This window comes from Gilvimarinus chinensis DSM 19667 (assembly GCF_000377745.1).
GTDB classification, from domain to species: Bacteria; Pseudomonadota; Gammaproteobacteria; order Pseudomonadales; family Cellvibrionaceae; genus Gilvimarinus; species Gilvimarinus chinensis.
Genome location: NZ_KB898707.1, coordinates 679533 through 704081, shown reverse-complemented (window position 1 = coordinate 704081; position 24549 = coordinate 679533). Strand labels below are relative to the sequence as shown.

Below are 24549 nucleotides of genomic sequence, written 5' to 3'. Positions count from 1 at the left end.
TATTGCAACGGGAAATTTACGAAGACACCTGCTTACTGTGCACCTGACGGTGTAAAATCGCAGAAAACTCTTCGGCAAAGGTTTGATAATGATTTTCCATAGCCTCGGCTCGCGCCGAAAATCGGTTGTAGGCGAGTACGGCAGGAATCGCCGCAAACAGCCCCATTGCCGTGGCGACCAGGGCCTCGGAGATACCGGGTGCGACGGTAGCCAGAGTCGCCTGATGCACGTTCGCCAGACCACGGAAGGAGTTCATGATCCCCCATACGGTGCCAAACAAGCCTATATAGGGGCTTACCGACGCCACACTCGCCAAGAACGGCAAGTTCGCCTCGAGTTTCTCTTCTTCTCGCGCCAGCGCAACACGCATAGCGCGCTGACAGCCTTCCATTACTGCATCCGAGTCTGCACTGCTTTGCGAGCGCAAACGCATAAACTCTTTAAACCCCGCGCGAAAAATATTCTCGACGCCGTCGACCGCATCTTTACCTGTTTTGCCATTGCTTTGACGGTACAGCTGGTTGAGGTCAATACCTGACCAAAACTGCTTTTCAAACGCCAGATACTTTGCTCTAGCGTTGCGCTGGTACATGCCGCGCTGAATAATCATCACCCAGGAAACGACCGACGCCAGAAAAAGCAGCGCCATGACAAGCTGTACCAGTAAACTGGCGTTGGCAATCAGACTCCAGATAGAAAGCGAATGTTCGTTTGGCATAAAGACTTAACTCTTGTCCGTTTCAATAGTCTCGGCCAGCTTCTCACGCATGGTAAGCGGCATGGCGCAGGGTTTCATGGTTGCGGGCGACACACAGGCAATGCGGATTAGACCCGCACAAAGCAATTCGTTCCCGCGAAAAATATTCTGGCGAAACAATACATTGGTGCGCGCCAGAGATTCTATCTCGGTGGTTACCTGTAGCAAGTCATCCAGCCTGGCGGAGCGCTTGTAATCTACTTCGGCGCGGTGCACCACCAGTAACTGACCACCGTCCAATATCGCCGGCTTATCATAACCGTATTGGCGCAAAAATTCTGTGCGCGAACGCTCCATAAACTTGAGGTAATTGACGTAATAGACAATACCACCGGCATCAGTATCTTCGATATAAACTCGCACCGGCAAAGAGAACACGCTGTGGCTCACAAACCATCCTTAAAGCGATCGGGCACCGGAGCACCGAAATGTTCGTAAGCCAAGGGAGTCAACACGCGTCCTCGAGGAGTGCGGGCGATAAAGCCCTGCTGAATCAGGTAGGGTTCGATAACATCTTCAATGGTGCCACGTTCTTCACCTATTGCCGCGGCAAGTGAATCAATGCCCACCGGGCCGCCGGTAAAGTTATCCATCATGGCCACCAGCAAACGCCTGTCCATGTGATCAAAACCACGCACGTCTACATTCAGCATATTCAACGCCTGGTCGGCCACCGCCTCGCTCACCTCACCATTGGCCTTTATTTGCGCAAAGTCGCGCACCCGGCGTAACAAACGGTTTGCGATACGAGGAGTGCCACGAGAGCGCTTTGCGACCTCTGCGGCCCCGGCCTCATCCATGGGCACGCCCAGCAATGACGCCGAACGGCTAACGATATGGGTAAGATCGGCTATGTTGTAAAACTCCAGGCGCTGAACAATGCCAAAGCGATCGCGCAGCGGCGACGTTAGCAGGCCAGCCCTGGTGGTAGCGCCCACCAGAGTAAACGGTGGCAAATCGAGTTTAATAGAGCGGGCTGCGGGGCCTTCGCCGATGACAATATCCAGCTGAAAATCTTCCATCGCCGGATACAAAATTTCTTCCACCACCGGGCTTAAACGATGAATCTCGTCAATAAACAGTACATCGCCGGGCTCTAGGTTAGTCATCAAGGCCGCCAAGTCGCCGGCCTTTTCCAACACTGGGCCTGAGGTACTTTTCAACGCCACACCCATCTCCTGGGCAATTATATTGGCGAGGGTGGTTTTACCCAGCCCGGGCGGGCCGAACACCAAGGTGTGGTCCAACGACTCACCTCGCCCGCGTGCCGCCTGGATAAAAATTTCCATCTGTTCGCGCACCACCGGTTGGCCCACATACTCGGCCAATGTTTTCGGCCGAATAGCACGGTCAAGCTGCTCTTCTGGGCCTTTGGTTTCCGGAGCAATTAAGCGATCAGTTTCAATCATGGTAACGATTAACCCGCAATTTTACGCAACGCCTGACGAATCAGCTCTTGCGCGGTGGCGGCAGGATTGGTTTTAAGCGCAGCGTTAACCATCCGACTCGCCTCTGCCGGTTTATAGCCCAGCGCGATGAGAGCACTTTCGGCTTCCTCTTCGGCGCCACTGGCAGCTGGTTCTGCACTCGGGTTCAGCAAATCATGAGGCGCGGATGATGGGGCAATTTTATCGCGCAGTTCAATCACCAGGCGCTCAGCGGTTTTCTTGCCAACGCCCGGCACTTTGACCAGTGCAGCGACATTGTCTTCGTGCACGCAGCGGGCGATATCATCAGCGTCCATTCCCGATAAAATGGCCACCGCCATTTTTGGCCCAACACCGTTAACTTTAATTAAGGTGCGAAACAAATCTCGGTCTGAGCGCTTAGCAAAGCCAAACAACTGATGGGCGGTTTCACTGACCGCAAGATGAGTGTAAAGCGTGGCCGTTTGATTGGTTTCCGGCAGCTGATAAAAAGTGGTCATCGGCGCTTGCAATTCATACCCAACGCCCGCCACATCCAACAGTAGATAAGGCGCTTGTTTTTCCAGCAATGTGCCGCTTAATCGTCCAATCATAAATTATTTATTTCTTCTCAAAGCTGTGACTCTTTATACCATACGTCCGCGGCGAAAGCTGCGCGCGCGGGCGAGCTTTAGCAAATGTTGTTGCGAGTTTACATGACATAACGCAATGGCCAGCGCATCGGCCGCGTCCTCCTGAGGACTGGCGGGCAACTTTAACAAGGTTTTAACCATGTGCTGAACTTGCAACTTGTCGGCACCGCCGGTACCGGTAATGGCCTGCTTAACCTTACGCGCTTCGTACTCGGCGACGGGTAAATTCTGATTCACCGCAGCCACAATCGCCGCTCCCCTCGCCTGCCCAAGCTTAAGGGCTGAGCCCGCGCTTTTCGCCATAAACACTTGCTCGATGGCAAACTCCTGAGGGCAATGTTGCTCTATCAACTGGGTCACACTGTCGAAAATCAGTTTTAAGCGCTCGGGAAACGCAATATCGGGAATGCGGATAACGCCACTGGTGACATACTCACAACGCCCGCCCACCACATTGACCAAACCAAAACCGGTTTTACGCGATCCCGGGTCCACCCCCATAACTATTGCCATATTTTTAAACCTGTTTGAGGCTAAAGCTGAGCCAGAACATCGTCGGGAATGTCGGCGTTGGTGTACACACTTTGCACATCATCCAGGTCCTCCAGCATATCCACCAAGGCGATAACTTTTTCCGCGCCGTCTTTATCCAGCTCGACGGTGGTGGCAGGCTTCATAGTAATTTGCGAAGCCTCGGGTGCAAAGCCCGCCGCGACCATTGCGCCTTTCACCTCAAAGTAATCTTCAAACGCCGTTTCGATTTCTTTGCTGCCATCACTATGGGTGATAAGCTCTTCGGCGCCTGCCTCCAGTGCGGCTTCTAGAAGGTCATCTTCATCGACATCGGGATTAAAAACCAACTGCCCGATTTTAGAAAACAGATAAGCCACGGAACCGTCTGTTCCCAGATTACCGCCGCGCTTGCTAAAAGCGTGACGCACTTCGGCGACGGTGCGATTTTTATTGTCGGTCATGCATTCCACCAAGACCGCCACCCCACCCACGCCGTAACCCTCGTAGGTACACTCTTCGTAGTTTTCACCGTCGGCATTGCCCGCGCCTCGGGCTACGGCTTTGTCTATAGTGTCTTTTTTCATGTTCGCGCCCAGCGCCTTATCCATGGCGGCGCGCAGGCGCGGGTTGTCATCGGGGTTTTCACCACCTCTGGCGGCTACCGTCAGTTCGCGAATAATCTTGCTAAAAACCTTACCGCGTTTGGCATCCTGCGCGGCTTTGCGGTGTTTAATGTTTGCCCATTTACTGTGGCCAGCCATAATCGACTCCGCTTTTTGTTACTGGGTTATACGACTTTCAGATACAAAAACGGCCGGGCAAGCCCGGCCGTTTAACCGCAATTACGGTTATTCAGACTTTTCTTTTTGCTCTTTCTGACGCAGGCGAATGTGCAGCTCGCGCAGTTGCGCGGCATCCACCGCCCCGGGCGCGTCGGTCATTACACAGGCCGCGCTCTGAGTTTTCGGGAAGGCGATCACATCGCGAATAGAGCTGGCACCAGTCATCAACATAATCAAACGGTCCAAACCAAACGCCAGGCCACCGTGCGGCGGCGCGCCGTACTTCAATGCATCCAGCAAGAAGCCGAACTTTTCGCGCTGCTCTTCACTGCTGATACCCAGAATATCAAACACCGCCTGCTGCATGTTCTGATCGTGAATACGCACAGAACCGCCGCCCAACTCAGTACCGTTCAACACCATGTCGTAGGCGCGGGACAGCGCGGTCGCCGGGTTTGCTTTCAGGTCCTCCGGGCTGCACGATGGTGCGGTGAACGGGTGGTGTAATGCCTGCATGGAGCCGTCGTCGTTCTCTTCAAACATCGGGAAGTCGACTACCCACAATGGCGCCCACTCACAGGTGTACAAATCCAGGTCTTCACCCAATTTGCAGCGCAGTGCGCCCAAAGCTTCACTCACAATGGTGGCTTTATCCGCGCCGAAGAAAATCAAATCGCCGTTTTGCGCGTCAAGACGCTGCAAAATAGCCTTGCGAACATCGTTGGGCAAAAACTTAACAATCGGTGACTGCAAGCCTTCTTCCACGTCATTGACGTCATTTACCTTAATGTAGGCTAGACCTTTCGCGCCATAGATGCTGACAAACTTGGTGTAGTCGTCGATTTGCTTGCGAGTCAGCTTGTCGTTGCCGCCAGGCACTTTCAGCGCGGTAACACGGCCTTTAGGATCTTTGGCGGGGCCTGAGAAAACTTTAAACTCCACTTCGCCCATCAAGTCTTTCACATCCACCAGTTCCAGAGGAATCCGTAAATCCGGCTTGTCGGAACCGTATTTTTCCATGGCAGTGGCGTAGTCCATACGCGGGAATTCGCCCAAATCGATACTCAGCAAGTCGTTAAACAACTGTTTAATCATGCCTTCGGTGATACCCATAATGCCTTCCTCGTCCATAAACGAGGTTTCAATATCGATCTGGGTAAACTCGGGCTGACGGTCAGCGCGCAAGTCTTCATCACGGAAGCACTTGGCGATTTGGTAGTAACGGTCGAAGCCAGACACCATCAATAGCTGTTTAAACAGCTGAGGCGACTGCGGCAGGGCAAAGAACTTGTTCTCGTGAGTACGCGAAGGCACCAGATAATCGCGGGCACCCTCTGGGGTTGCGCGGGTTAAAATTGGGGTTTCGATGTCCAGAAAGCCGTTTTCGTCCAGGTAGTTGCGAATCGCAATGGTCACCTTAGAGCGAAACTGCAGGCTTTTTTGCATCTCACCACGGCGTAAATCAATGTAGCGGTACTTCAGGCGCACATCTTCACCGACGCTGGAGTGCTCGGACAGCGGAAACGGAATGGTCTCGGCTTCGTTGAGGATTTCCAGATCTGTGCCGTACACCTCGATTTCACCGGTAGCCATATTCGAATTCACGGTGGCCGCATCGCGGGCGCGAACTTTACCGGTCACTTGCAGCACATACTCGCCGCGCACCTTATCGGCCAGCTCAAACTTCTCTTTGGCATCCGGGTCGAACACCACCTGCACGATGCCGGCGCGGTCACGCAAATCGATAAAAATCACCCCGCCGTGGTCGCGGCGACGATCGACCCAGCCGCATAAGGTCACTTCACGGTCGATGTAAGAGGCATTCAAGGCGCCACAGTAATCACTGCGCATAGGTATATTCCCGTCTGGTTATTCGTTAACTGGCTGAGGCGGCCGGTGCCGACTCGCTTTTGCCGCCTGAAGCGGGCTTTTTCTGATCACTACCGCCGGCAAGATTTTTCTGCTTGCCCGACTTAAAGTCGGTCTCGTACCAGCCGCCGCCTTTTAAGCGGAAGCCGACCGCGGAGATCTTTTTGACCAATTCGGCCTGCTGGCACTTGGGGCAGTCGGTTAAGGCTGCATCGCTCATTTTTTGCAATGCTTCCATCTCGTGGCCACAGGCCTCGCAACGGTATTCATAGATAGGCATAGCTTCTCTCCACTTCAAACCTACCAACAAACAACGCGTCCAGGCTGCCCTGGCCGCCAAAAAGGGCGCAATTATACCTGAGTGTGAAGCGCTTCGAAACCGCGCCATTGCTGGCGCTAACACAGCGGCTAAGGAGACATCTCAACACCCACGGTGTTGGCCTCGTAAATCAAGGGAAGAAACTGCAACGGCGCGCAACCGGTGTCATTGACAGGCCGGCCTGTGCGCAGAGAAAACTCTATGCCGTGCTGAGAACAACGCAACACACCGTTTGCGATATACGCCTGGGTCAGCGGTGCTTGGCGATGGGGGCAACGGTTGCTCAGCAACAGTAAACGCCCCTCTTCCTGCAGCAACAGTAGCTCCTGCCCCGCCAGCCGAATCGGCTGACGGTAACCGTCGTAAAGCTCGTGCAGATACGCTAAGGCAATATAGGTCATGGGCTTACTATGCCGTATCTGTGCGGACGTGAAAAGTGCCGCAAATAACGCATAAATCGTCGCCCCGCTACTATCCGCCTTGAACACCGGCGACTACACTGACGTGGTCACGAAAGTTAACCTTGGTCGAACCCTGCATGCCTGATTCTCAAGCCTATTTACAGCGCGTCAAAACCCTTTCAGATCGTCTTGTCGCACTGCAAAAGCCAATTCGTATTCTCGATGCCATAAAGTGGCCAGCCGAGGTGCAAGACGCTTTTTTAGCACGCGATGGCGCAGCCCTGCCAAACATTGGCCGGGATTATTACGAGCATATGCCCCTGTCCTTTGACCGGCACAATTTAAGCGACGCTTTTGCCACACTGGAAATCGACATCATCCGCGAGCTGGGCGCACAAGATGCGCTCGGCAAAATCATGCGCAATACCGCCGGCCAATACCGGCAAGTATTGGCAATGCTGGGCTGCCGGGGTACGGCTGAGTTTGGTCATTACAGTCGCGCACTTTACGGTTCTCCGTCCAACACCATAGCCGGTGACAACAAAACCCTGCTGGAGGTGGGCCGGGACTTGTGCCAAATATTCTCTTGGCCAGCGGCCGAACACCTGACCCCACCCGGCGGGCGCAACTACAGTGCGGAGTTCGCGGTCGACTATCTCGCCACGCGTATGGATGAATATTTCGGGCCAGATAAGATGCGAGTAGAACTGTCTGACGACATCGTCTCTGACGCCGCCGCCGGTGGCGACTGCATTAAAATCAATAGTCGCGCCACTTTCACCATGCAGGATTTAAACGTGCTCGAAGTCCATGAGGGCTGGGTGCATATCGGCACCACCCTAAACGGCCGCGCGCAACCCTGGGCTACGTGGCTGAGCGTCGGCTCACCGCGCATTACCGCCATCCAGGAAGGCATGGCGGTGTTAATGGAAACCCTGACGTTCAGTTCGTTTCCCCGCCGAGCGCAAAAAGTCAGCGACCGGGTCGTGGCGGTGGATATGGCCGAAAGCGGTGCCGATTTTGTCGAAGTGTTCCGCTATTTTCGCGATCGTGGCGACAGCCCGCAAGATAGCTACAAGGTCACACAACGGGTTTTTCGCGGCGCCCCGGTCACCGGGGGCGCCGCCTTCACCAAAGACATCAGTTACGTTAGAGGCTTTGTGGAGAATGTGAGTTTTATACGTAGCGCCATCGCCGCAGGCATGCCCGAAATGATTCCCATGCTGTACCTCGGTAAGGTAACGCTTGAGGATATTCCCGTGCTGTACGAACATTTCTGTGAAGGTCATATCGCCGGGCCAGAATATTTGCCGCCGATGTTTAAAAACCTGAATGGCCTGTATGTTTGGTTTGGCTTTTCCAGTAGTATTGCCGGCCTTGATAATGTGCGGGTGCGTAAGCACTTTGCGCGTCTTCTCACCCCCCAGTAATCGCTCAATTAACGAGGCCCTTTTCGGCATTATGTCTCGCTACTACGATGTTGTTCTGTGCGGAACCGGCATTTTCTTTGATAACTACGCGGAGACCCCCATTATCGGGTTTTTGACCGCTCGACGCGTAGAGGCAACAGACGAGGCCGAAGCCGTTAAGCTGGCGCAGCATCATGTGCTGGTGCACTGGAACCACCACTACAACGCGCAGCACAAGCTTGGCGTGCCGACGTTAAAAGTCACCAAGGTCACCCCTGTCAGAAAGTGGTTAAACCGCACACTCAACGAAGATTACTTTTTCTTTGACAGCGAAGCGGTAAAAACCGAACACCTGGCGCTGATTCACCACAGCGCCAGGCCTTGGTACCGCCTGCGCTGAGCGAGATGCGCCCTGAGACCTGTGAAACGACTGTACTCGCAATACTCAGCCAGAGTGATACGCCCGTGCGACTTCCTCAGCCAGAATCAGCGCGGCTTGCTCAACCACATGAGCGGGCTGGGCATAACTGATACGCACGCATTCGTATTGATGGGCCCAGGGCTCTTGCAAGCCGGGAAAGAAGTGCTCTCCTGCAATAATCAGCACGCCGCGCGCTTTCAAACGCTTATACAGCTCATCACTGGGAACCGGTAAACCTTCAAACCACAACCAGAGAAAAATAGCCCCTTCAGGCTGATGTATTCGATAGGGTAAACCCTGCAGTGCTGCGCGCAGCAAGGTGACGGTTTGCTCACAGCGCTCGCGGTAAAACGGTGCCACTTTTTCACGTCCCATTTGCAACAGCTGCTCGCTGGCCAGCAACTCGCGAGTAATGGCTGGCCCCACATTGCCCGCCGCCAGGCTCAACACGGTATTGGCTTGGGCGAAAGCGCGAATAATAGGCTCATCGGCAATCACGATAGCGGTACGAACACCGGGCAGGCCCAGCTTGGATAAACTCAGTACCAGCACCGTATTCTCGTTCCAGTGGGCGCACGCCTCGGTAAAGACAATTCCGGGAAACGGCAAGCCATACGCCCCGTCAATAATTAAAGGCACCCCGGCCGCCTTGGCGCGCTCATCCAGGCCCGCCAATTCGGCATCGGCAATCACATTACCGGTTGGATTGGTTGGGCGAGAAACACAAAGCGCTGCACTGTCCGCGTCGATTGCAAAGCGAGAGAAATCCACGTGGTACTTAAAGCTGTGCTCGCCAATCAATTCAATATCGGGGCGACTGGCCCGATAAAAGTCGCTACCCAGGCCCAACTCAGAATACCCCAAGTACTCGGGCACTAAAGGCAGCTGTATATGGCGGGCACTGCCATCGGTCATTTTGCCGGCAAACAGGTTAAACAACACGAAAAATGCCGACTGGCTGCCGTTGGCAAGGGCAATATTCTCTGCGCTGATGGGCCACTGGTAACGACGCCTGAGACAGTCGGCCAACTCTTGGCGTAATTGCGTATCACCAGCGGGCGACTGGTAAACCCCCAACATCTGCCAGGCTTTTTCCGGGTCCGCCAGTGCGTCTTTTAGGGCACCGCTTAACGCCGCTTCAACGGCCGGTATGCGTGCCGGATTGCCACCACCGAGAAACAGCATATCCGGGTTATCGCGCAGTGCGCTACCCAAATCGTCCATCAAGGAGACAATACTGGAGTCGGCGCTCAGGGTTTCACCGAACTGAGATAAACGCATAGGATGGTTTAGATTAAGCCGAACTTACGCAGAGTGTCCTGCAGGGCGTCGGCGTTAACGGGCTTTTTAATAAAGTCCAATGCCCCAAGGCTGGTAACCCGCTCGCGGGCTGTGGGTTGAATATCGCCGGAAATAACAATCACGACGCTTTTGAGCTGTTCTTCGGCGATGGCCTCCAGCACCTGATAACCGTCCATTTCCGGCATGGTCAAATCCAGAAACACGATTTCACCTAGCCCATTACGAATGGCCTGCAGCGCCTCAATCCCATTGGAAGCGAAACTGATGTCCGCATCTAAAGAGTCCGGTAAAGAGCGCGCTACTTGATTGCGCGCCATTTTCGAGTCATCACAAATTAACAGCGGTGTGCTCATAAACGGCTTTGTATCCACACTTAGTTCGAATGATGGGCATAACTGAACCACCAACCTTAAACGGTTTTCGCCGATGGCGCTATAGGCGACACCCCAAGTCGGGATGCGCCGACGCACGGCAAACGGCTATAATCCTCGACGACCTGTTTTACCGGAGCAATTTATGCGTATTTATCACAACCCTCGGTGTTCTAAATCCCGCCAAACATTAGCGTTACTGCAAGAAAGAGGAATCGAGCCAGAAATCATACGTTACCTGGAGACCCCGCCCAAAGCTTCGGAACTTCAAGATTTGCTAACAAAACTGAAACTGACCGCGCGCGAGCTATTACGCCGAGGTGAAGAAGAGTACAAAACACTGGATTTAAAGCGCCCGGAGCTGAGCGAAGGCGAACTGATCGATGCTATGGTGCAGCACCCCAAGTTGATTGAACGCCCCATTGTCGTTAAGGGCGCACGCGCATGTCTGGGTCGACCACCGGAAAATGTACTGGAGCTACTGTGAATCATTCCCCCTATGTTTTAGTGCTTTACTACAGCCGCACGGGCTCGACCCGAGCGCTCGCCGAGGCCTTGGCACGCGGTATTGAGTCGACTGGAGTTGAGGCAAGGTTACGCACCGTACCGCCGGTATCGCCTGACAACAAAGCTGGTCTACCCGAGATTCCCGATGAAGGCGCCGTCTATTGCAGCAAAGATGACTTGCGCCATTGCGCCGGCTTACTCATGGGCAGCCCCACCCGCTTTGGCAACATGGCAGCGCCCCTTAAATATTTTATCGATTCGGCCAGCGACCTATGGCTGAATGGGGAGTTAATTAACAAACCAGCCGGCGTGTTTACCTCAACGGCCAGCCTTCATGGTGGGCAAGAGAGCACATTACTCAGCATGATGCTGCCTCTTTTACATCAAGGCATGATCATCAGCGGCATTCCTTACAGTGAGAAAGAGCTGAATACCACGACTACAGGCGGCACCCCCTATGGGGCAAGCCATCATGGAGAGAACGCCAGCCTGGACAGCACCGAACAGGCTTTGTGTCACGCCCAAGGCAAACGTATTGCCAGCCTGGCCCTGAAACTTAAGGGGGACGAGTGAAAACACCCGCCTATACCGCCGCCGACATCACACCGCTCACCCAAAGCTACCTGCGCGGCCGAGCCGTCAGCCTTATGTGTTTAGTGGGCCTTTGCGTTTTATTTAGCTGGATAAACTATGTAGAGCCCAGTGGCAGCTGGGCTCGCTGGGCTATTCAAACGCTTCCCTTGGCGCTGTTTATTCCAGGCTGTATGCGTGGGCATTTTCGTACATACAGCTGGCTGTGCTTCCTCACCCTGTTTTACTTTTGCGGTTTTGTCGTAACCGCCATGGCGCCGGGTGCAAATATTATTGACTATATCGGTGTCAGCTTAACCGTTATTTTATTCTGCGCTGCAATGATGACCAGCCGCTGGCGTCAGCACTCTCAACTTGCCCAACAGCAAAGCCATCACGCACCTCAAATTAAATAAAGGACGTTCAGTGAGCGAGTCTAAACCCAGAAACCCCATCAGTCGTCTATTTTCACTACTTTGGAACGCTATTACCTGGACCCGCCGAGTCATTACCAACCTGTTGTTTTTACTCATTGTGGTGGTTGTTGTGGCGGCACTCAGCCAGCGCCAAAGCGATGAACTCCCAAACACTTTTGCCCTTGAGTTAACGCCCATGGGCGCATTAGTGGATGAACGCCAGGCACTGGATGCCCTGTCGGCGCTCGGGGGTGAGAACAGTCTTCACAGTGAAACGCTCGTGCGCGACCTGGTGCGCAGCATTGACCTTGCCCGTGATGACAACCGAGTAAGCCACCTGCTGCTTAATCTCAATTACCTCAACGGCGGAGGCATCAGCAAGCTGTACGAAGTTGCGCAATCTCTTGAGCGCTTTAAGCAAAGCGGTAAACCCGTGATCGCAATGGCAGACCACTACACCCAAGATCGCTACTACCTCGCCAGCCACGCCGACACCATATACTTGCACGACATGGGCTTTGTGCTGTTAACAGGCTATGGTAGTTACCGACTGTATTACCAAGAAGCCATAGAAAAACTGGGCTTGAACTTTCATATTTTCCGTGCCGGTAAATTCAAAGACGCTATTGAACCTTATACTCGCACCGATATGTCCGAGGCTTCGCGCGAACATAACCGTGTCTGGATTCATCAGCTGTGGGACGAATACACCACCCGGGTCGAAGCCTTACGACAACTGGAACCGGGCACAGTTGACCAGCTGATCAGCAACAGCGATCAGGCCTTGGCCTCTGTCGGTGGCGATACATCACACCTCGCACTGAAGCACGGCCTGACTGACAAAGTCCTTAGTCGCCAGCAAATGCGGGCCGAGCTCACTGAATTAGTGGGTTATGACAAAGACCACGACACGTATAAATCTGTGGACTGGTATCGGTATTTAAAACACCATAGGCAAATGCCCTTACCGGGAAAGTCATACGTTGCTCTGATTAATGCTGTGGGCCCCATTTACGATGGTGAACAACCACCGGGTACGGTAGGTAGTGATACCATGGTTCAACTTCTAAGTCAGGTTCGGCAGGATACAAGCCTTAAAGCCTTGGTGATTCGAATCGACAGCCCTGGGGGCAGCGCTTTTGCTTCAGAGATTATTCGAGCCGAAATTGCCTCTATCCGGGACTCGGGAATACCCGTTTACATTAGTATGGGTAGTGTAGCGGCCTCAGGTGGTTACTGGATGGCTAGCGCAGCAGAGCAAATCTGGGCTTTGCCCACCACCATTACCGGATCCATCGGTGCCTTCAGTCTGGTTCCCACGTTTGAAGACTCACTGGCCAAGCTAGGCATATACACCGATGGCGTAGGCACCACACCACTGGCCGATGCGCTGAACCCCACCCGATCAATGACGGAAGAGACCGCACGCTTGATGCAGTTATCGGTGGACAGTATTTATCAGCGTTTTATATCCACCGTGGCAGAAGCGCGAAACTTAGACATTAAAACCGTGGATGAAATAGGCCAGGGAAGAGTCTGGAGCGGCACAAGCGCGCTGGAGCTTGGCTTAGTCGACAAGCTCGGAACCTTACACGATACGCTGCACGCGGCCGCAAGTGCTGCAAGGCTGGATAAGTGGGAGGTAAAAACCATCAGCGCACCACTGACACCCATGGAGGAATTTCTACAGCACCTCGATGGAGTCAGTATCCCGCTGCCCACCGGAGTTAGCCAAGCATTAACTCGCTGGGGCTATATCAGCAGATCATTACCCGATATACCGCTGGGCGGTCCCGGTGACGTAATGACCTACTGTATTGAATGCCAGAGCCATTAATCATCTAAGCTGATAGCGATCTGCAATCGACTCTGGCGTCTCTGTGTAGCCAGTCGATTGCTCTCTAACACCGCCTCAAGGCCTGGAATATACGTAAGATTGTTGATAGACCGCGTGTATTCTTGAAGCAACTTAGCCTCTGCGTTATGCACCGCTCTAATTACCGCGCCATCACTCAACAGGCTGCCGAACACCACGCGCAGCTTTTGCTGCATTTGTCCCACGTCAGGAGAATCATTTAACTGACCGCCATGATCCGCCACCAATTGGCCCAACAGCTTAATATTGACTCGATGATCCAATCTAAGCTGGTCCAGCAGCGATTTCAACTGAGTTGAGCGCACATGCTTCTGCGCATCTTCATAGGTCGCTATAAGATCGCAGTGGCTTCGAACCAGATCATTGAGATCATCAAGTAAAAACTCAACCGCTATTTTTTCGTGAGTGACAAACATATTGCCTCCTGAGCATTCGTATACTCAGAGCATTGCAATTGTCTTGCCATGGGCTGAAAACTCGATAAATAGGCACAAAATGCCTAAAGCCGATTAAAAAAGGGGGAATAGAGCCTTCAGGAGCGCCCTAATTTGTAAAAACTACAATGAAATATGACGTTTTAGACCAAAGATGTAAGGCATTCGACGGAGCTAGCGGCCAGAGACCTTGAGGATATACTTTTCAGTCTTCCAGGGCTTCTTAATTGTGTGGCCTAGCATTTCCCCTTCAAACTTAGCATCGCACTTATCCACCAAGTTCAAAAAAGGTGTGCGACCTGGGTCAGCAATTAAAATATTCTTCACCCCTGCATCGCGCGCACGCTTAATAAGGTTAAACAAAGGTTTTGTCATTTCATCCCAAAAGCAGATTTCACTGCCGATTAAGGTGTGCACGCCCTGTAGATCTTGTTTGGTTATTTTTTCAAAGCGCTTCGTAACAAACTCAACTTTCTTTACTTGATTAAGAGACTTCACAAACTCTACATAAGGCGCTAACGCGCCATCGGCATCTACAGCGGTAACTCGCGCCTCAAACTTTTTAGCCATAAAGCAGCTTAAACCGCCCCAGCCGCAACCAATCTCCAGCACTTTAGCGCGCTTGCGAATCGGGTTTTCCAGTAAGTAGTCCATCAGCACTGCACTGGAACGCCAGACTTTTGTACCGTGTAATGACGGCTCTTCGTACAAGCGTTTAAAGCGGCGAATCTCTTTGTGCTGCGCTTTGGGCAAATAAATACCGTGCAACACATGCAAATTCTTATCGTCGATTTTGTAGGTTACGGTTTCCGATTTTTTAGCCGCCATCTCACATGCCCCAAGGTATGACAAAGCCGCTATGCTATCACGACACCCGGTAAATCTTGAGGGTATTTTTATGACAGTTATTATTCTCCGTAGCTGAGTGCTTGAGCTTTACCACCAAACACCCGATACACTACAAAGGTGTAAGTAAGAATGGTAGGCAACACAAACAGAGCCCCCACCAATATAAACATAAGTGACTCTGGCGCACTGGCTGCTTCCCAAATGGTCAATTGCCCAGGAACTACGTAGGGGAAATAGCTGTACGCCAACGCTTGAAATGACAGCACAAAAATCCCGATGGCGCAGGCAAAGGGCACCCACGAACCAAAGTCATTGGCATAAGGAAAATGGCGTAAGTAAATGAAAAGAACAACAAATAACACAGCGCACATGAAGGGAATTAAAAGCAACAATAACGCCTGTGGCAGCGTGAACCATTTATCGAACACTTCAGGACTCATCAACGGATTCACCACACTGACACTGACAAGGCCGATAATCATCAAAATCGCGGTTAATCTCGCTCTTTTCGCGGCCCAAACCTGCAACTCCCCCTCTGTTTTACGCACCAACCAACACGCACCGATAAAGGCATAAGCTGCCGTCACACAGATAGCACTGAGAACACCAAAGCCATAAGATAAAGCGCCGCCACTGAACCCAGTAACATAAATACCCAGCATATAGCCCTGAGAAAGAGACGCGATAAGCGACCCCGTTTTAAAACAGCGGTCCCAGCGAAGCTGATAATCAGCGTGCGCTTTAGCGCGAAAATCAAACGCTACCCCACGTAAAATTAAGCCAAACAGCAAGAAAAATGCGGGTAAATATAAAGTGCCCAATATCTCTGAATGAGCACTGGGGAAAGCAATAAGCAACAAACCCACGGCCAGCACCAGCCAGGTTTCATTGGCATCCCAGAATGGACCAATAGAGGCAAACATAATATCCCGCGACTGTGGGCGGCCCATGGGCATTAATATCCCTACCCCCAGGTCAAAGCCATCCAAGACCCCATAGATTAGAACCGACAACCCCATCAAGAAAATAAATACGATGGGCAACCAATACGCTTCACCACCGCTCATGCTTTACCTCCTGTCATTTCTGGATCTAAATCTTTCACAGCATTTTTCACGGCTTTACGGGCCAGATAAAACAGCGTGTGCAAGAAAGCGATAATGAGCCCTACGTACACCAGCACATAAGCGATGGCCGTGAACAAAACGTGCGCTGCAGGCGTGGTCGTTACCAGATCCGCGGTTTTCACTACACCATAAACCATAAATGGCTGGCGACCTATCTCTGTTACATACCAACCGGCAACGGTGGCCACCCAGCCGGAAAAGGTCATAGCCACTAACCCGGTTAACCAGAACTTGCTAGGCTCGCCGCGACGCCACAATTGCCAGCTGTTGACCCAGGACATTAACAACATAAGCAGCCCTATGCCCACCATGACACGAAAAGCCCAGAACACGGGTGCCACAGGAGGGTGTTCACCCGCAAACTCGTTTAGCCCGCGTATTTCTCCATCGCCACTGTGCGTTAGTATCCAACTCGCACCGCGAGGAATAGCAATAGAAAAATCGTTGGTTTGCGTCTTCTCGTTGGGCAGTGCGAACAATTGCAATGGTGCGCCTTTTTCCGTATGCCATACTCCCTCCATTGCCGCAATTTTTGCGGGTTGATGCTCAAGTGTATTTAACCCGTGCATATCCCCCATAAAAATCTGTAAAGGAATTAACAAAGCGGCTAAATACACCGCGGTTTTCAAACTCAGTGTGACTTCTCTGGAGTGATCTCCTTTTAACCGTCGGTAAGCAGAAACACCAGCGACAAAAAAAGACGCGGTTAACCCAGATGCAAGCAGCATGTGCCCTACTCTGTATGGCATTGAGGGGTTGAAAATAATCGCCCACCAATCCACGGGATAGGCAACGCCGTCACGCATTTCAAAACCGGCGGGGGTCTGCATCCAACTGTTTAAAGATAAGATCCAAAAAGCCGACATGGAGGTCCCCACCGCCACCAAAGCCGTAGCCAGAGTGTGCACACGGTTTGAGACCCGTTTTGAGCCGTAGAGCATAATGCCAAGAAAAGTGGCTTCAAGAAAAAAAGCCGTGAGCACTTCGTAGCCCAATAAAGGCCCCGCGATATTACCCACAGTTTCCATGTACCCGGGCCAGTTAGTACCAAACTGAAAAGACATGGTGATACCACTCACCACCCCAAGAGCAAAGCTCAATGCGAAAATTTTTACCCAGAAACGATAGGCTTTCAGCCAGGCGTCATCGCCCGTGCGGTTATAGCGCAACTTGAAAAACAGTAGCAGCCAACACAGGGCAATTGTGATAGTGGGAAATAAAATATGGAAGGTGATATTTGCCGCAAACTGTATTCGCGACAGCATAAATACATCCAGCATGGCTACCTCTAGGGTTGAGCTCTATCCGAGCAACTTACTGACACCAGCTCCCAGCTTCAACATACGGGAGATTTGTTTAGGGCTGAGCTTTTGAATTTCACGGCTCCACTGCGTGAGCATCTCGATCAGCTGATACATATCCTCAATACGTTGCTGAGCGTACTGATCACTTTTACTCCGCGGGTTTTCCATTAACAAATCACGCATAACAGTCAACGTCGGGTCTATTTCTCTCTTTCGCCTTTCGTTAATCAGAGTCATGGCGATCTTCCAAACGTCTTCAGGGGCGGTAAAGTAATCTTTACGGTCGCCAGGCACATGCATGAGGCGCACCAGGTTCCAGCTCTGAAGCTCCTTGAGCCCCATACTGACATTGGAACGTGACACTTGTAGCTCGCAAGCCAGCTCATCCGCATTTACCGGCTCGTCGGATAGGACAATATAAGCGTACATTTGCCCTACCGTACGGTTGATTCCCCAACGGCTACCCATTTCGCCAAAGTGGCGCACAAATGATTCAATCAGCGGCGACATCAATTTTCACTAATTTCTGAAAATTCAGTAATTATACAAAATAACAGTGTGCACGCAAGCGCAAGCACCGCAACTAGACGCTGCGGTGGAAGTAAACAGACGGGTTAAGGTGAGTTTTTAGAGGGACTGGGTTGTACAATAAACATCATCAAGCGCTCGCTTCGCGGCGCAGTTTCTGAAGGATTCAGCTCGAAGCTTAGGGTGTCACCCTGGCGTTTTAGGGCCTGGTGCAGTAAATCCATGCGGAACGATCCAGTTAAAATATCAACCCTGCCATCGCCGCTGAAATCCTCCACCACTAAAGGCACCAAGCCTCGCAAACTTTGGCTTATGGGATAAGGCTTAAACTTTTGCCCACCGATATTTTCGTACCAAATTAGCGCGTTGCGCTTAGGGTCATCCCAGTAGTTAACCCAACTGCTGGCAACGATATCCAGGTCGCCATCGCCGTCCAGGTCGGCCGCTTTCGCGTTTACAGCACCGTAATAACGCCCTATATCGTGCGCAGCAAACTGCAGCTTGCCCCGGTTTTCCAGCCACTGGATACCGTGGTATGGCTTGGGGTCGGTTTGGGTATCAAAGGCATCACCATTGGTGAACAGCAAATCGTCATCGCCGTCGCGATCAAGATCAACCACGGTCAAGCTGGTCGCCCCAAACATTGGGTGGCCAGCACTGACCAGATCACGGCGTTCAAACTGCCCAGCCCCGGTACCCACAAAAGCAATCAGGGTTTCATGTTCCTGAGCCACCAAGGTCACCAGGTCGACAATGCCGTCTTTGTTTAAATCCGTGTTTTCGATACTGAGCGCGCCGCTCATGTGCAGTAATGTGTGGCTCTGATAGCCGGTGGGCGTTTGCTCCAGCCACAAAATCTCGCCCTTGCCCTGCCCCCCAAACACGGCAATGGCTATATCGGTATCGCCGTCCTGGTCCAGATCCAGCGCATTTACATCACTGACACGCCCAAGATTTTCTACCAGAAGTTTTTTCTCAAAACCGCCCTTGCCGTTATCAAGCAACACAAACACTTTGCCTGTGGGGTTACCATTGGGGGCCAGCTCTCCCAAGTCAGCCACAATGTAATCCAAACGGCCATCACCGTTAGCATCAAGGGTATCCACCGCCACCGGCAAGCCTATCTCAGCAATACTCTGTTCCTGCCACTTTTCAAACTCCCCGACTTTACCCCAGAGCTTTTTCAACTGCCCGGTTTCACCATCGGCGAGCAAGAACTCGAAGCCTTCACTGCTCTGCCCCACTTTGGTAATGGATAGAATTTGCGGCACTCGAGAAGGAGCCGATAAGGACTGCATCGAGAATTGAACATCGGAATGAAATTTGTCGATATAAGGCAATAGCGGCAACGCTTTGGGGGCACTACCGTAATAGAGCGCCTTGATATGATGGAGCGCCGAGTCCGGAATAAACCGCTTACCTAAGCGACGTTCCGACAACTCGGCCATAGAATCGATGACAGCAGGCCAACTGGCCTTGGGCAGTAATTGTGGAGAAGGCGTGGTATGGCATGCACCGCAATACTGCTGCGCTAACGAGACAATGTCCTCGGGCGATTTATTTTCCGGTTGCTGCGCAAAGACCAAGCCCCCCCACAACACACTCACGAAACAGAAGATACTTGTGCTCCACTGCACTATACGGCCGGTATTTTTAATCATATTAGTGTTTATTCATCGTTGATCTCCCTTGCGGCACAAATTTTACCAAGACCAGGGCAATAACGACACGCTTTTGCAGGCGTCAATAAACCAAGACAATGAATTAGGACAATGAAAAAAACAAACCGGCGATAGCCGCGCTCATCATATTAGCCAAGAAGCCCGCTAACACAGCTTTTAAGCCCATGCTGGCCACATCAGCCCGACGCTTGGGCGCAAGGGTTGCAAACCCTCCCAAAAGCACTGCCAGTGAGCCAAAATTTGCGAATCCACACAAAGCGAAAGACACGATGGCTTGAGATACAGGCGATAGCGGTTCACGATGAGCCGCCAGATCAATAAAAGCAACAAATTCGTTTAGTACTAATTTCTGCCCAATTAAGCTCCCGGCCACCCGGCTTTCTTCCCAGGGAATGCCCAGCAAAAATGCCAGCGGTTGAAACAGCAACCCCAACAACCACTGCAAGCTCAATGCGTCGAACCCCACCCATGAGCCCAGCAAACCAAATAGGCCATTTAAAAGCGCAATTAAACTGATAAACGCGATGAGCATGGCACCAATATTACCGGCAAGCTTAAGCCCGCTGGTGGCGCCTACAGCGGCCGCATCAAACACATTGGTATATTGGGTTTCACTGGCAGCACTGGCCTCAATATCTTCTACCGGCACTTCAGTTTCCGGCACCATTAACTTCGCCATTAAAAAGCCACCGGGCGCTGCCATAAAACTCGCCGCAAGCAGGTACTTCAGCTCTACCCCCAAGCCAACATAACCGGCCAAAACAGACCCTGCCACAGTCGCCAGGCCACCAACCATAATGGCGAACAACTCGGAGCGTGTCATGTGTGCAATAAACGGTTTAACCACCATCGGGGCTTCGGTATGGCCAACAAAAATATTCGCCGTGGCTGACAACGACTCCGCCCGGCTGGTGCCCAATAACCACCGCAAAGCCCCACCAAGAATTCGGATAACCCACTGCATAATACCCAGATAGTAAAGAACCGCTACAAATGAGGAAAAAAATATGACGATAGGCAGAACGTTAAAGGCGAAAATAAATCCCAGCTTATTGCTCGCCAAGTCTCCGAACATAAAAGCGATACCAGCTTGACCAAACTCAATGACCCGGTATATCGCCTCCGAGGCATGACCAAGTGCAGTGCGCCCCCATGTAGAGTAAAGTACCAACGCACCTAAACTTAACTGCAGTAAAAACGCTACCACGACTGTACGCCATTTGACTGCACGAAGGTTTTCACTAAGGCAGGCGCCAATACCCAGCAGAACCAGCATACCAATTACAGCCATCAACCCCTGCATTGTTCAACCCTTTGAATAATGTTCTCCAACAGAACCGGGCATTGCCCCCCGTCTGCAAGCACTTGGTCGGCAACCTGCTTCTGGGGCTGCACATAGTCACTGTACATTGGCAATACGTGAGTTTCGAATTGACGCTTAACGGATGCCATACTTCGCCCTCGCTCTTGAACATCCCGACATAAGCGTCGCTCAAAGCATCGGTCTATGGGCGTATCAAGATAGACGGTCAAATCACTAAGCGTTAGGATTTCAGAGAAATGCAGCGGTAAGATCCCCTCAAGGATAATAATCGGCGCCGGATACGTTTGGGTGGCAGCTTCAACAGGTTTATGCTGTACATAGTTGTAGTCACGTGAATAAATGGGCTCTCCGGATTTTAAACGGCGAACATCATTAACGAGTGAGATGGAATCAAAACTATCCGGATGGTCATAATTCACCTCCTTCAGCTCACTGGGTGGTAACGCTGAAAAATCACAATAATAGCCATCCATTGCTAAGCACGTAGGCTGAAACCCAAAATGCTGATGCAGTTCGTGAGCGAGGTATTCTTTCAACGTTGTTTTACCGCTGGCAGATACACCGGCAATTGTCAGTAACCAGAATGTCATCTCGCCAGTGTACTGCATAAACTAAAAAATATTATGACAGGATTATGGCAATAGATTTTTACTCTCTGTGGCGGGATATTCACGAGTGCGCACAATGTCAAGCTCACTTACCTTTGCCAGCGCGGCCAGTCTTACAGGCCAGCCCGGCATCGCGTATCTTGATAGCGGCGCAAGCACCCGGTATTCGCGCGCATGAATCAGCCACACCATTTGATGACCCGAGCGGTGATCGCTTGCGCCAGTGGCTCGGTGTCACCCGTGAAGCGTTTTACAACCCAGATAATTTCGCTCTGATACCTATGGGCTTTTGCTATCCAGGCACCGGGACAAACGGTGATTTACCCCCCAGACCTGAATGTGCACCTTTGTGGCGTGAGCCATTGTTAGAACGGCTAAGCAATACAGAATTAACTCTGGTAATCGGGCAGTATGCGCAAGCCTGGCACTTACCGAACACGGGCAAAACCTTAACCGAGAGAGTAGCTCGCTGGAAAGAGCTATGGCCAGACGTATTGCCCCTGCCGCACCCCAGTGGCCGAAACAACCGCTGGCTAGCCAAAAACCCTTGGTTTGAGGCAGAAATATTACCTAGGTTGCGCGAGCGCGTTGCAACCATACTGGCAGCCGAGTAAGCCCCCTAAGACAAGATCGGCACAACAAACATTAAACTCCATCTACGACAAACGGGTTTTGAAATCCTCATACCCAAACTCTCGCACAACTTCCAGTGTATCACTGCGAGAGTCCCACAGGGCAATGGACGGCAAATTAATACCGTTAAAAGTCGTTGTTTTCACCATGGTGTAGTGCGCCATATCATCAAACATCAGGCGTTGACCAACCTGCAAAGGCGTATCAAAGCTGTAGTCGCCAATTACATCTCCTGCCAAGCAGGTCATCCCGCCCAGCCGATAGGTGTGTGCTTTTTCGTCGGGCATACCCGCCCCGAGAATATCGGCGCGATAAGGCATTTCCAGGGTGTCCGGCATATGGCAGGTAGCCGAGGTATCCAAAATAGCTTGTGGCACGGTACTGATAAAGGTATCTAAAACCTCGCTCACCAGCACCCCGGCACGAATGGCAGTGGCCTCTCCCGGCTCAATGTACACCTGCACATCATACTTGGCGGAAAACTGCTTGATAAGCTCAATCAGCTCCTCCACTTGATAGTCTTCGCGGCTGATGTGATGACCGCCACCAAAATTCACCCACGTTAACTGCGGCAAATATTCAGCGAACTTTTCTTCGACCGCTTTAATTGTGCGCGCTAAGGGCGGCACATCCTGCTCGCACAAAGTATGAAAGTGCAAACCGGTAATCAGCTCGGGCAATACGGCGGGAAATTCACTGCGGGGAATACCCATGCGGGATTTTGGCGCACAGGGATCGTAAATGGCGACATCCCCTTCGGAGTGCTCAGGGTTAATACGCAAACCAAATTCCAAACCGGGTCGCGCTTTTTTTGCGGTTTGGCAAAGCAATTCAAAACGCTCCCACTGTGACACAGAATTGAACAGCACGTGGTCGGAAATCTCTAACACCTGTTTCAAATCGCTCTCTTTGTAAGCCGCTGAGTAGGCATGCACCTCGCCACCGTAATAGTCGCGAGCCAGGCGCGCTTCATGCACGCCGCTGGCACAGCTGCCCCATAAATACTGATTAAACAAATCCCCGAGCGACCAACAACTAAACGCCTTGAGTGCAGCCAGTACTTTCGCACCACTTTCTTGCCCGACGCGATTTAGAATTTTTAAATTATCTTCCACGGCGGCCTTATCAATCACAAAGCAGGGTGAAGGCACTCGAGTGGGGTCAAACTGATTGAAGTACTGGCGTTTTTGCATGCCGAATCTCTTATAAACGTCTGTTAAATAAATAACGGGTAGAAAAAAGCCCGTCAGTGACGGGCTTAACCTAACTGAGCAATTACTCTTCCATGCCCGTTGGCTGGTCAATTTTTACAACCTGCCAAGGCAGGCCGTATTTGTTTAAATCTTCCATAAAAGGGTCCGGATCCAGCTGCTCCATATTCCATACGCCGGCTGCCTCCCACTTTTTCTCCAGCATCATTTTTGCGCCGATCATCGCTGGCACACCCGTAGTATAAGAAATTGCCTGTGATTTTACTTCGGCGTAGCATTCTTCGTGATCGCATATATTGTAGATGTAATAAGTTTTCTCTACGCCATCTTTAACCCCACGAGCAATACAGCCAATACAAGTTTTACCCTTGGTCAAAGGACCAAGGCTGGCTGGATCCGGAAGCAGCGCCTTCAGAAACTGCAGCGGAATAATTTCTTTGCCTTCAAACTGGACGGGCTCAATAGATGTCATACCAATATTACCCAGCACCTCCAGATGCTTTAAGTAATTGTCGGAAAAAGTCATCCAAAAGCGCGCACGCTTAATTTCCGGCAAATGCTTGGTGATAGACTCCAACTCTTCGTGGTACATCAAATAAATTTGCTTGGGACCGATACCGGCAGGAAAATCAAACGAGCGGTTTTCCTCAAGCGGGCCAGTTTCGCGCCAATCACCGTCTTGCCAGAAGCGGCCGTTGGCGGTCACCTCGCGAATATTAATTTCAGGATTAAAGTTGGTCGCAAAAGGCTGGCCGTGGTCGCCAGCATTGCAATCGATAATATCCAGATAATGAATTTCGTCCAGATAGTGCTTTTTCAGGTAAGCGGTATAAACATTTGTCACACCCGGGTCAAAACCCGAGCCCAACAGCGCCATACGGCCCGCACTGGTAAATTTATCCTGATACGCCCACTGCCACTTGTATTCAAACTTCGCTTCTTCTGGCGGCTCGTAGTTGGCGGTGTCCAGGTAATCTACCCCAGCTTCAAGGCAGGCATCCATAATCGCCAGGTCTTGATACGGCAAGGCAACGTTAATCACCAAATCAGGCTTTACCTGCTTTAATAAAGCCACAGTTTCCGCCACATTATCGGCATCAACCTGCGCGGTTTTTACTGGGCGCGGCAACTGCTCGGCAATCGCTTTACATTTCGATTCAGTGCGACTCGCCAGCACAATCTCAGTAAATACCTCAGGCAATTGCGCACATTTATGGGCAACCACCCCACCAACGCCACCGGCGCCAATAATCATTACCTTAGCCATAAACTGGCCT

General features: G+C 51.7%; 28 protein-coding genes. 7 read left to right on the top strand and 21 right to left on the bottom strand.

Translation table 11 applies throughout. The features are described from left to right. Positions 1-16: 16 nt before the first annotated feature. The 9 genes from tolQ to D568_RS0109105 form a co-directional block, all read right to left on the bottom strand. Positions 17-718 (bottom strand): protein TolQ, encoded by a 702-nt coding sequence (tolQ, locus tag D568_RS0109145; RefSeq protein ID WP_020209295.1) that lies wholly within the window; start codon positions 716-718, stop codon positions 17-19. Between the two features lie 6 nt (positions 719-724). Then, on the bottom strand, positions 725-1147 hold the full coding sequence (gene ybgC / locus D568_RS0109140; RefSeq protein ID WP_020209294.1) for a tol-pal system-associated acyl-CoA thioesterase: 423 nt from the start codon (positions 1145-1147) through the stop codon (positions 725-727). Next, positions 1144-2166 carry a Holliday junction branch migration DNA helicase RuvB gene (ruvB, locus tag D568_RS0109135; protein ID WP_020209293.1) on the bottom strand — a complete coding sequence of 341 codons (1023 nt, stop codon included), beginning with the start codon at positions 2164-2166 and terminating at the stop codon, positions 1144-1146. The genes ybgC and ruvB overlap by 4 nt, the downstream gene beginning before the upstream one ends. Before the next feature lie 8 nt (positions 2167-2174). After that, positions 2175-2777 carry a Holliday junction branch migration protein RuvA gene (ruvA, locus tag D568_RS0109130; RefSeq protein WP_020209292.1) on the bottom strand — a complete coding sequence of 201 codons (603 nt, stop codon included), beginning with the start codon at positions 2775-2777 and terminating at the stop codon, positions 2175-2177. 33 nt (positions 2778-2810) lie between these two features. Beyond that, entirely contained in the window at positions 2811-3329 is a 519-nt protein-coding gene (ruvC, locus tag D568_RS0109125) for a crossover junction endodeoxyribonuclease RuvC (protein ID WP_026286937.1), read from the bottom strand. Positions 3330-3349: 20 nt separating this feature from the next. Next, a complete protein-coding gene (locus tag D568_RS0109120; protein ID WP_020209290.1) occupies positions 3350-4090 on the bottom strand; it encodes a YebC/PmpR family DNA-binding transcriptional regulator in 741 nt (246 codons plus the stop codon). A gap of 87 nt (positions 4091-4177) precedes the next feature. Then, entirely contained in the window at positions 4178-5962 is a 1785-nt protein-coding gene (gene aspS, locus D568_RS0109115; RefSeq protein ID WP_020209289.1) for an aspartate--tRNA ligase, read from the bottom strand. Between the two features lie 25 nt (positions 5963-5987). After that, positions 5988-6260, bottom strand: a complete 273-nt coding sequence (locus tag D568_RS0109110; RefSeq protein ID WP_020209288.1) for an FmdB family zinc ribbon protein — start codon at positions 6258-6260, stop codon at positions 5988-5990. A 128-nt stretch (positions 6261-6388) separates the two neighbouring features. Continuing rightward, positions 6389-6700: a Rieske (2Fe-2S) protein gene (locus D568_RS0109105; protein ID WP_020209287.1), complete on the bottom strand. Its 312-nt coding sequence runs from the start codon at positions 6698-6700 to the stop codon at positions 6389-6391. Positions 6701-6837: 137 nt separating this feature from the next. On the opposite strand from D568_RS0109105, the gene D568_RS0109100 reads away from it, so the two are divergent. Both D568_RS0109100 and D568_RS0109095 read left to right on the top strand, forming a co-directional pair. Further along, positions 6838-8130 (top strand): flavohemoglobin expression-modulating QEGLA motif protein, encoded by a 1293-nt coding sequence (locus D568_RS0109100; protein WP_020209286.1) that lies wholly within the window; start codon positions 6838-6840, stop codon positions 8128-8130. A gap of 31 nt (positions 8131-8161) precedes the next feature. Beyond that, a complete protein-coding gene (locus D568_RS0109095) occupies positions 8162-8509 on the top strand; it encodes a hypothetical protein (protein WP_020209285.1) in 348 nt (115 codons plus the stop codon). A gap of 45 nt (positions 8510-8554) precedes the next feature. Here D568_RS0109095 and D568_RS0109090 read toward each other — a convergent pair whose 3' ends face one another. Together D568_RS0109090 and D568_RS0109085 are read right to left on the bottom strand one after the other, a co-directional pair. Next, positions 8555-9811: a valine--pyruvate transaminase gene (locus D568_RS0109090; protein ID WP_020209284.1), complete on the bottom strand. Its 1257-nt coding sequence runs from the start codon at positions 9809-9811 to the stop codon at positions 8555-8557. Positions 9812-9819: 8 nt separating this feature from the next. Beyond that, positions 9820-10185 (bottom strand): response regulator, encoded by a 366-nt coding sequence (locus D568_RS0109085; RefSeq protein WP_020209283.1) that lies wholly within the window; start codon positions 10183-10185, stop codon positions 9820-9822. Between the two features lie 163 nt (positions 10186-10348). Between D568_RS0109085 and arsC the strand changes: the two genes are divergently transcribed. From arsC to sppA, 4 genes are read left to right on the top strand one after another with little or no spacing between them, the layout of a single operon-like run. Then, positions 10349-10690, top strand: coding sequence for an arsenate reductase (glutaredoxin) (arsC, locus tag D568_RS0109080; RefSeq protein ID WP_020209282.1), 342 nt, complete (start codon positions 10349-10351; stop codon positions 10688-10690). Beyond that, positions 10648-11283: an NAD(P)H:quinone oxidoreductase gene (gene wrbA, locus D568_RS0109075; RefSeq protein WP_051084035.1), complete on the top strand. Its 636-nt coding sequence runs from the start codon at positions 10648-10650 to the stop codon at positions 11281-11283. Before arsC ends, wrbA begins: the two co-directional genes overlap by 43 nt. After that, entirely contained in the window at positions 11280-11696 is a 417-nt protein-coding gene (locus tag D568_RS19815) for a DUF2069 domain-containing protein (RefSeq protein ID WP_020209280.1), read from the top strand. Before wrbA ends, D568_RS19815 begins: the two co-directional genes overlap by 4 nt. Positions 11697-11706: 10 nt before the next feature. After that, on the top strand, positions 11707-13533 hold the full coding sequence (sppA, locus tag D568_RS19810; RefSeq protein ID WP_020209279.1) for a signal peptide peptidase SppA: 1827 nt from the start codon (positions 11707-11709) through the stop codon (positions 13531-13533). On the opposite strand, the gene D568_RS0109060 is transcribed toward sppA, so the two are convergent. From D568_RS0109060 to udk, 8 genes are all read right to left on the bottom strand, one after another. After that, positions 13530-13988, bottom strand: coding sequence for a DUF2383 domain-containing protein (locus tag D568_RS0109060; RefSeq protein WP_020209278.1), 459 nt, complete (start codon positions 13986-13988; stop codon positions 13530-13532). The genes sppA and D568_RS0109060 overlap by 4 nt on opposite strands. Before the next feature lie 192 nt (positions 13989-14180). Continuing rightward, positions 14181-14834 carry a class I SAM-dependent methyltransferase gene (locus D568_RS0109055; protein WP_020209277.1) on the bottom strand — a complete coding sequence of 218 codons (654 nt, stop codon included), beginning with the start codon at positions 14832-14834 and terminating at the stop codon, positions 14181-14183. A gap of 80 nt (positions 14835-14914) precedes the next feature. Then, positions 14915-15922 (bottom strand): cytochrome d ubiquinol oxidase subunit II, encoded by a 1008-nt coding sequence (locus D568_RS0109050; protein ID WP_020209276.1) that lies wholly within the window; start codon positions 15920-15922, stop codon positions 14915-14917. Further along, positions 15919-17262 carry a cytochrome ubiquinol oxidase subunit I gene (locus D568_RS0109045; protein WP_020209275.1) on the bottom strand — a complete coding sequence of 448 codons (1344 nt, stop codon included), beginning with the start codon at positions 17260-17262 and terminating at the stop codon, positions 15919-15921. Before D568_RS0109045 ends, D568_RS0109050 begins: the two co-directional genes overlap by 4 nt. Positions 17263-17283: 21 nt before the next feature. Next, complete coding sequence (locus D568_RS0109040) at positions 17284-17796, bottom strand: GbsR/MarR family transcriptional regulator (RefSeq protein WP_020209274.1); 513 nt, start codon at positions 17794-17796, stop codon at positions 17284-17286. A 104-nt stretch (positions 17797-17900) separates the two neighbouring features. Continuing rightward, the gene (locus tag D568_RS19805) at positions 17901-19475 is read right to left on the bottom strand and encodes an FG-GAP-like repeat-containing protein (protein ID WP_020209273.1); all 1575 of its coding nucleotides are present in this window, start codon (positions 19473-19475) and stop codon (positions 17901-17903) included. 103 nt (positions 19476-19578) lie between these two features. Then, positions 19579-20787, bottom strand: a complete 1209-nt coding sequence (locus D568_RS0109030) for a NupC/NupG family nucleoside CNT transporter (RefSeq protein WP_020209272.1) — start codon at positions 20785-20787, stop codon at positions 19579-19581. Continuing rightward, positions 20787-21410 (bottom strand): uridine kinase, encoded by a 624-nt coding sequence (udk, locus tag D568_RS0109025; RefSeq protein ID WP_020209271.1) that lies wholly within the window; start codon positions 21408-21410, stop codon positions 20787-20789. Before udk ends, D568_RS0109030 begins: the two co-directional genes overlap by 1 nt. Before the next feature lie 44 nt (positions 21411-21454). Here udk and D568_RS0109020 point away from each other — a divergent pair, with 44 nt between their 5' ends. Next, a complete protein-coding gene (locus D568_RS0109020) occupies positions 21455-22042 on the top strand; it encodes a uracil-DNA glycosylase family protein (protein ID WP_020209270.1) in 588 nt (195 codons plus the stop codon). 42 nt (positions 22043-22084) lie between these two features. Here D568_RS0109020 and nspC read toward each other — a convergent pair whose 3' ends face one another. Beyond that, positions 22085-23254, bottom strand: coding sequence for a carboxynorspermidine decarboxylase (nspC, locus tag D568_RS0109015; RefSeq protein ID WP_020209269.1), 1170 nt, complete (start codon positions 23252-23254; stop codon positions 22085-22087). A gap of 82 nt (positions 23255-23336) precedes the next feature. Beyond that, positions 23337-24539 carry a saccharopine dehydrogenase family protein gene (locus D568_RS0109010; RefSeq protein WP_020209268.1) on the bottom strand — a complete coding sequence of 401 codons (1203 nt, stop codon included), beginning with the start codon at positions 24537-24539 and terminating at the stop codon, positions 23337-23339. Positions 24540-24549: the final 10 nt, after the last annotated feature.

Excerpts from the sequence above, each read along its gene's own strand:
- D568_RS0109050 (WP_020209276.1), bottom strand. The coding sequence starts at position 15,922 with ATGAGCGGTGGTGAAGCGTATTGGTTGCCCATCGTATTTATTTTCTTG.
- D568_RS0109010 (WP_020209268.1), bottom strand. The coding sequence starts at position 24,539 with ATGGCTAAGGTAATGATTATTGGCGCCGGTGGCGTTGGTGGGGTGGTT.
- ruvC (WP_026286937.1), bottom strand. The coding sequence starts at position 3,329 with ATGGCAATAGTTATGGGGGTGGACCCGGGATCGCGTAAAACCGGTTTT.
- nspC (WP_020209269.1), bottom strand. The coding sequence starts at position 23,254 with ATGCAAAAACGCCAGTACTTCAATCAGTTTGACCCCACTCGAGTGCCT.
- wrbA (WP_051084035.1), top strand. The coding sequence starts at position 10,648 with ATGTCTGGGTCGACCACCGGAAAATGTACTGGAGCTACTGTGAATCAT.
- D568_RS0109060 (WP_020209278.1), bottom strand. The coding sequence starts at position 13,988 with ATGTTTGTCACTCACGAAAAAATAGCGGTTGAGTTTTTACTTGATGAT.
- D568_RS0109105 (WP_020209287.1), bottom strand. The coding sequence starts at position 6,700 with ATGACCTATATTGCCTTAGCGTATCTGCACGAGCTTTACGACGGTTAC.
- udk (WP_020209271.1), bottom strand. The coding sequence starts at position 21,410 with ATGACATTCTGGTTACTGACAATTGCCGGTGTATCTGCCAGCGGTAAA.
- D568_RS0109090 (WP_020209284.1), bottom strand. The coding sequence starts at position 9,811 with ATGCGTTTATCTCAGTTCGGTGAAACCCTGAGCGCCGACTCCAGTATT.
- D568_RS0109040 (WP_020209274.1), bottom strand. The coding sequence starts at position 17,796 with ATGTCGCCGCTGATTGAATCATTTGTGCGCCACTTTGGCGAAATGGGT.
- ruvB (WP_020209293.1), bottom strand. The coding sequence starts at position 2,166 with ATGATTGAAACTGATCGCTTAATTGCTCCGGAAACCAAAGGCCCAGAA.
- D568_RS0109085 (WP_020209283.1), bottom strand. The coding sequence starts at position 10,185 with ATGAGCACACCGCTGTTAATTTGTGATGACTCGAAAATGGCGCGCAAT.
- D568_RS0109020 (WP_020209270.1), top strand. The coding sequence starts at position 21,455 with ATGGCAATAGATTTTTACTCTCTGTGGCGGGATATTCACGAGTGCGCA.
- aspS (WP_020209289.1), bottom strand. The coding sequence starts at position 5,962 with ATGCGCAGTGATTACTGTGGCGCCTTGAATGCCTCTTACATCGACCGT.
- D568_RS19805 (WP_020209273.1), bottom strand. The coding sequence starts at position 19,475 with ATGATTAAAAATACCGGCCGTATAGTGCAGTGGAGCACAAGTATCTTC.
- D568_RS0109030 (WP_020209272.1), bottom strand. The coding sequence starts at position 20,787 with ATGGCTGTAATTGGTATGCTGGTTCTGCTGGGTATTGGCGCCTGCCTT.
- arsC (WP_020209282.1), top strand. The coding sequence starts at position 10,349 with ATGCGTATTTATCACAACCCTCGGTGTTCTAAATCCCGCCAAACATTA.
- D568_RS0109045 (WP_020209275.1), bottom strand. The coding sequence starts at position 17,262 with ATGCTGGATGTATTTATGCTGTCGCGAATACAGTTTGCGGCAAATATC.
- D568_RS0109055 (WP_020209277.1), bottom strand. The coding sequence starts at position 14,834 with ATGGCGGCTAAAAAATCGGAAACCGTAACCTACAAAATCGACGATAAG.
- tolQ (WP_020209295.1), bottom strand. The coding sequence starts at position 718 with ATGCCAAACGAACATTCGCTTTCTATCTGGAGTCTGATTGCCAACGCC.
- D568_RS0109100 (WP_020209286.1), top strand. The coding sequence starts at position 6,838 with ATGCCTGATTCTCAAGCCTATTTACAGCGCGTCAAAACCCTTTCAGAT.
- D568_RS0109120 (WP_020209290.1), bottom strand. The coding sequence starts at position 4,090 with ATGGCTGGCCACAGTAAATGGGCAAACATTAAACACCGCAAAGCCGCG.
- D568_RS0109110 (WP_020209288.1), bottom strand. The coding sequence starts at position 6,260 with ATGCCTATCTATGAATACCGTTGCGAGGCCTGTGGCCACGAGATGGAA.
- D568_RS0109095 (WP_020209285.1), top strand. The coding sequence starts at position 8,162 with ATGTCTCGCTACTACGATGTTGTTCTGTGCGGAACCGGCATTTTCTTT.
- ruvA (WP_020209292.1), bottom strand. The coding sequence starts at position 2,777 with ATGATTGGACGATTAAGCGGCACATTGCTGGAAAAACAAGCGCCTTAT.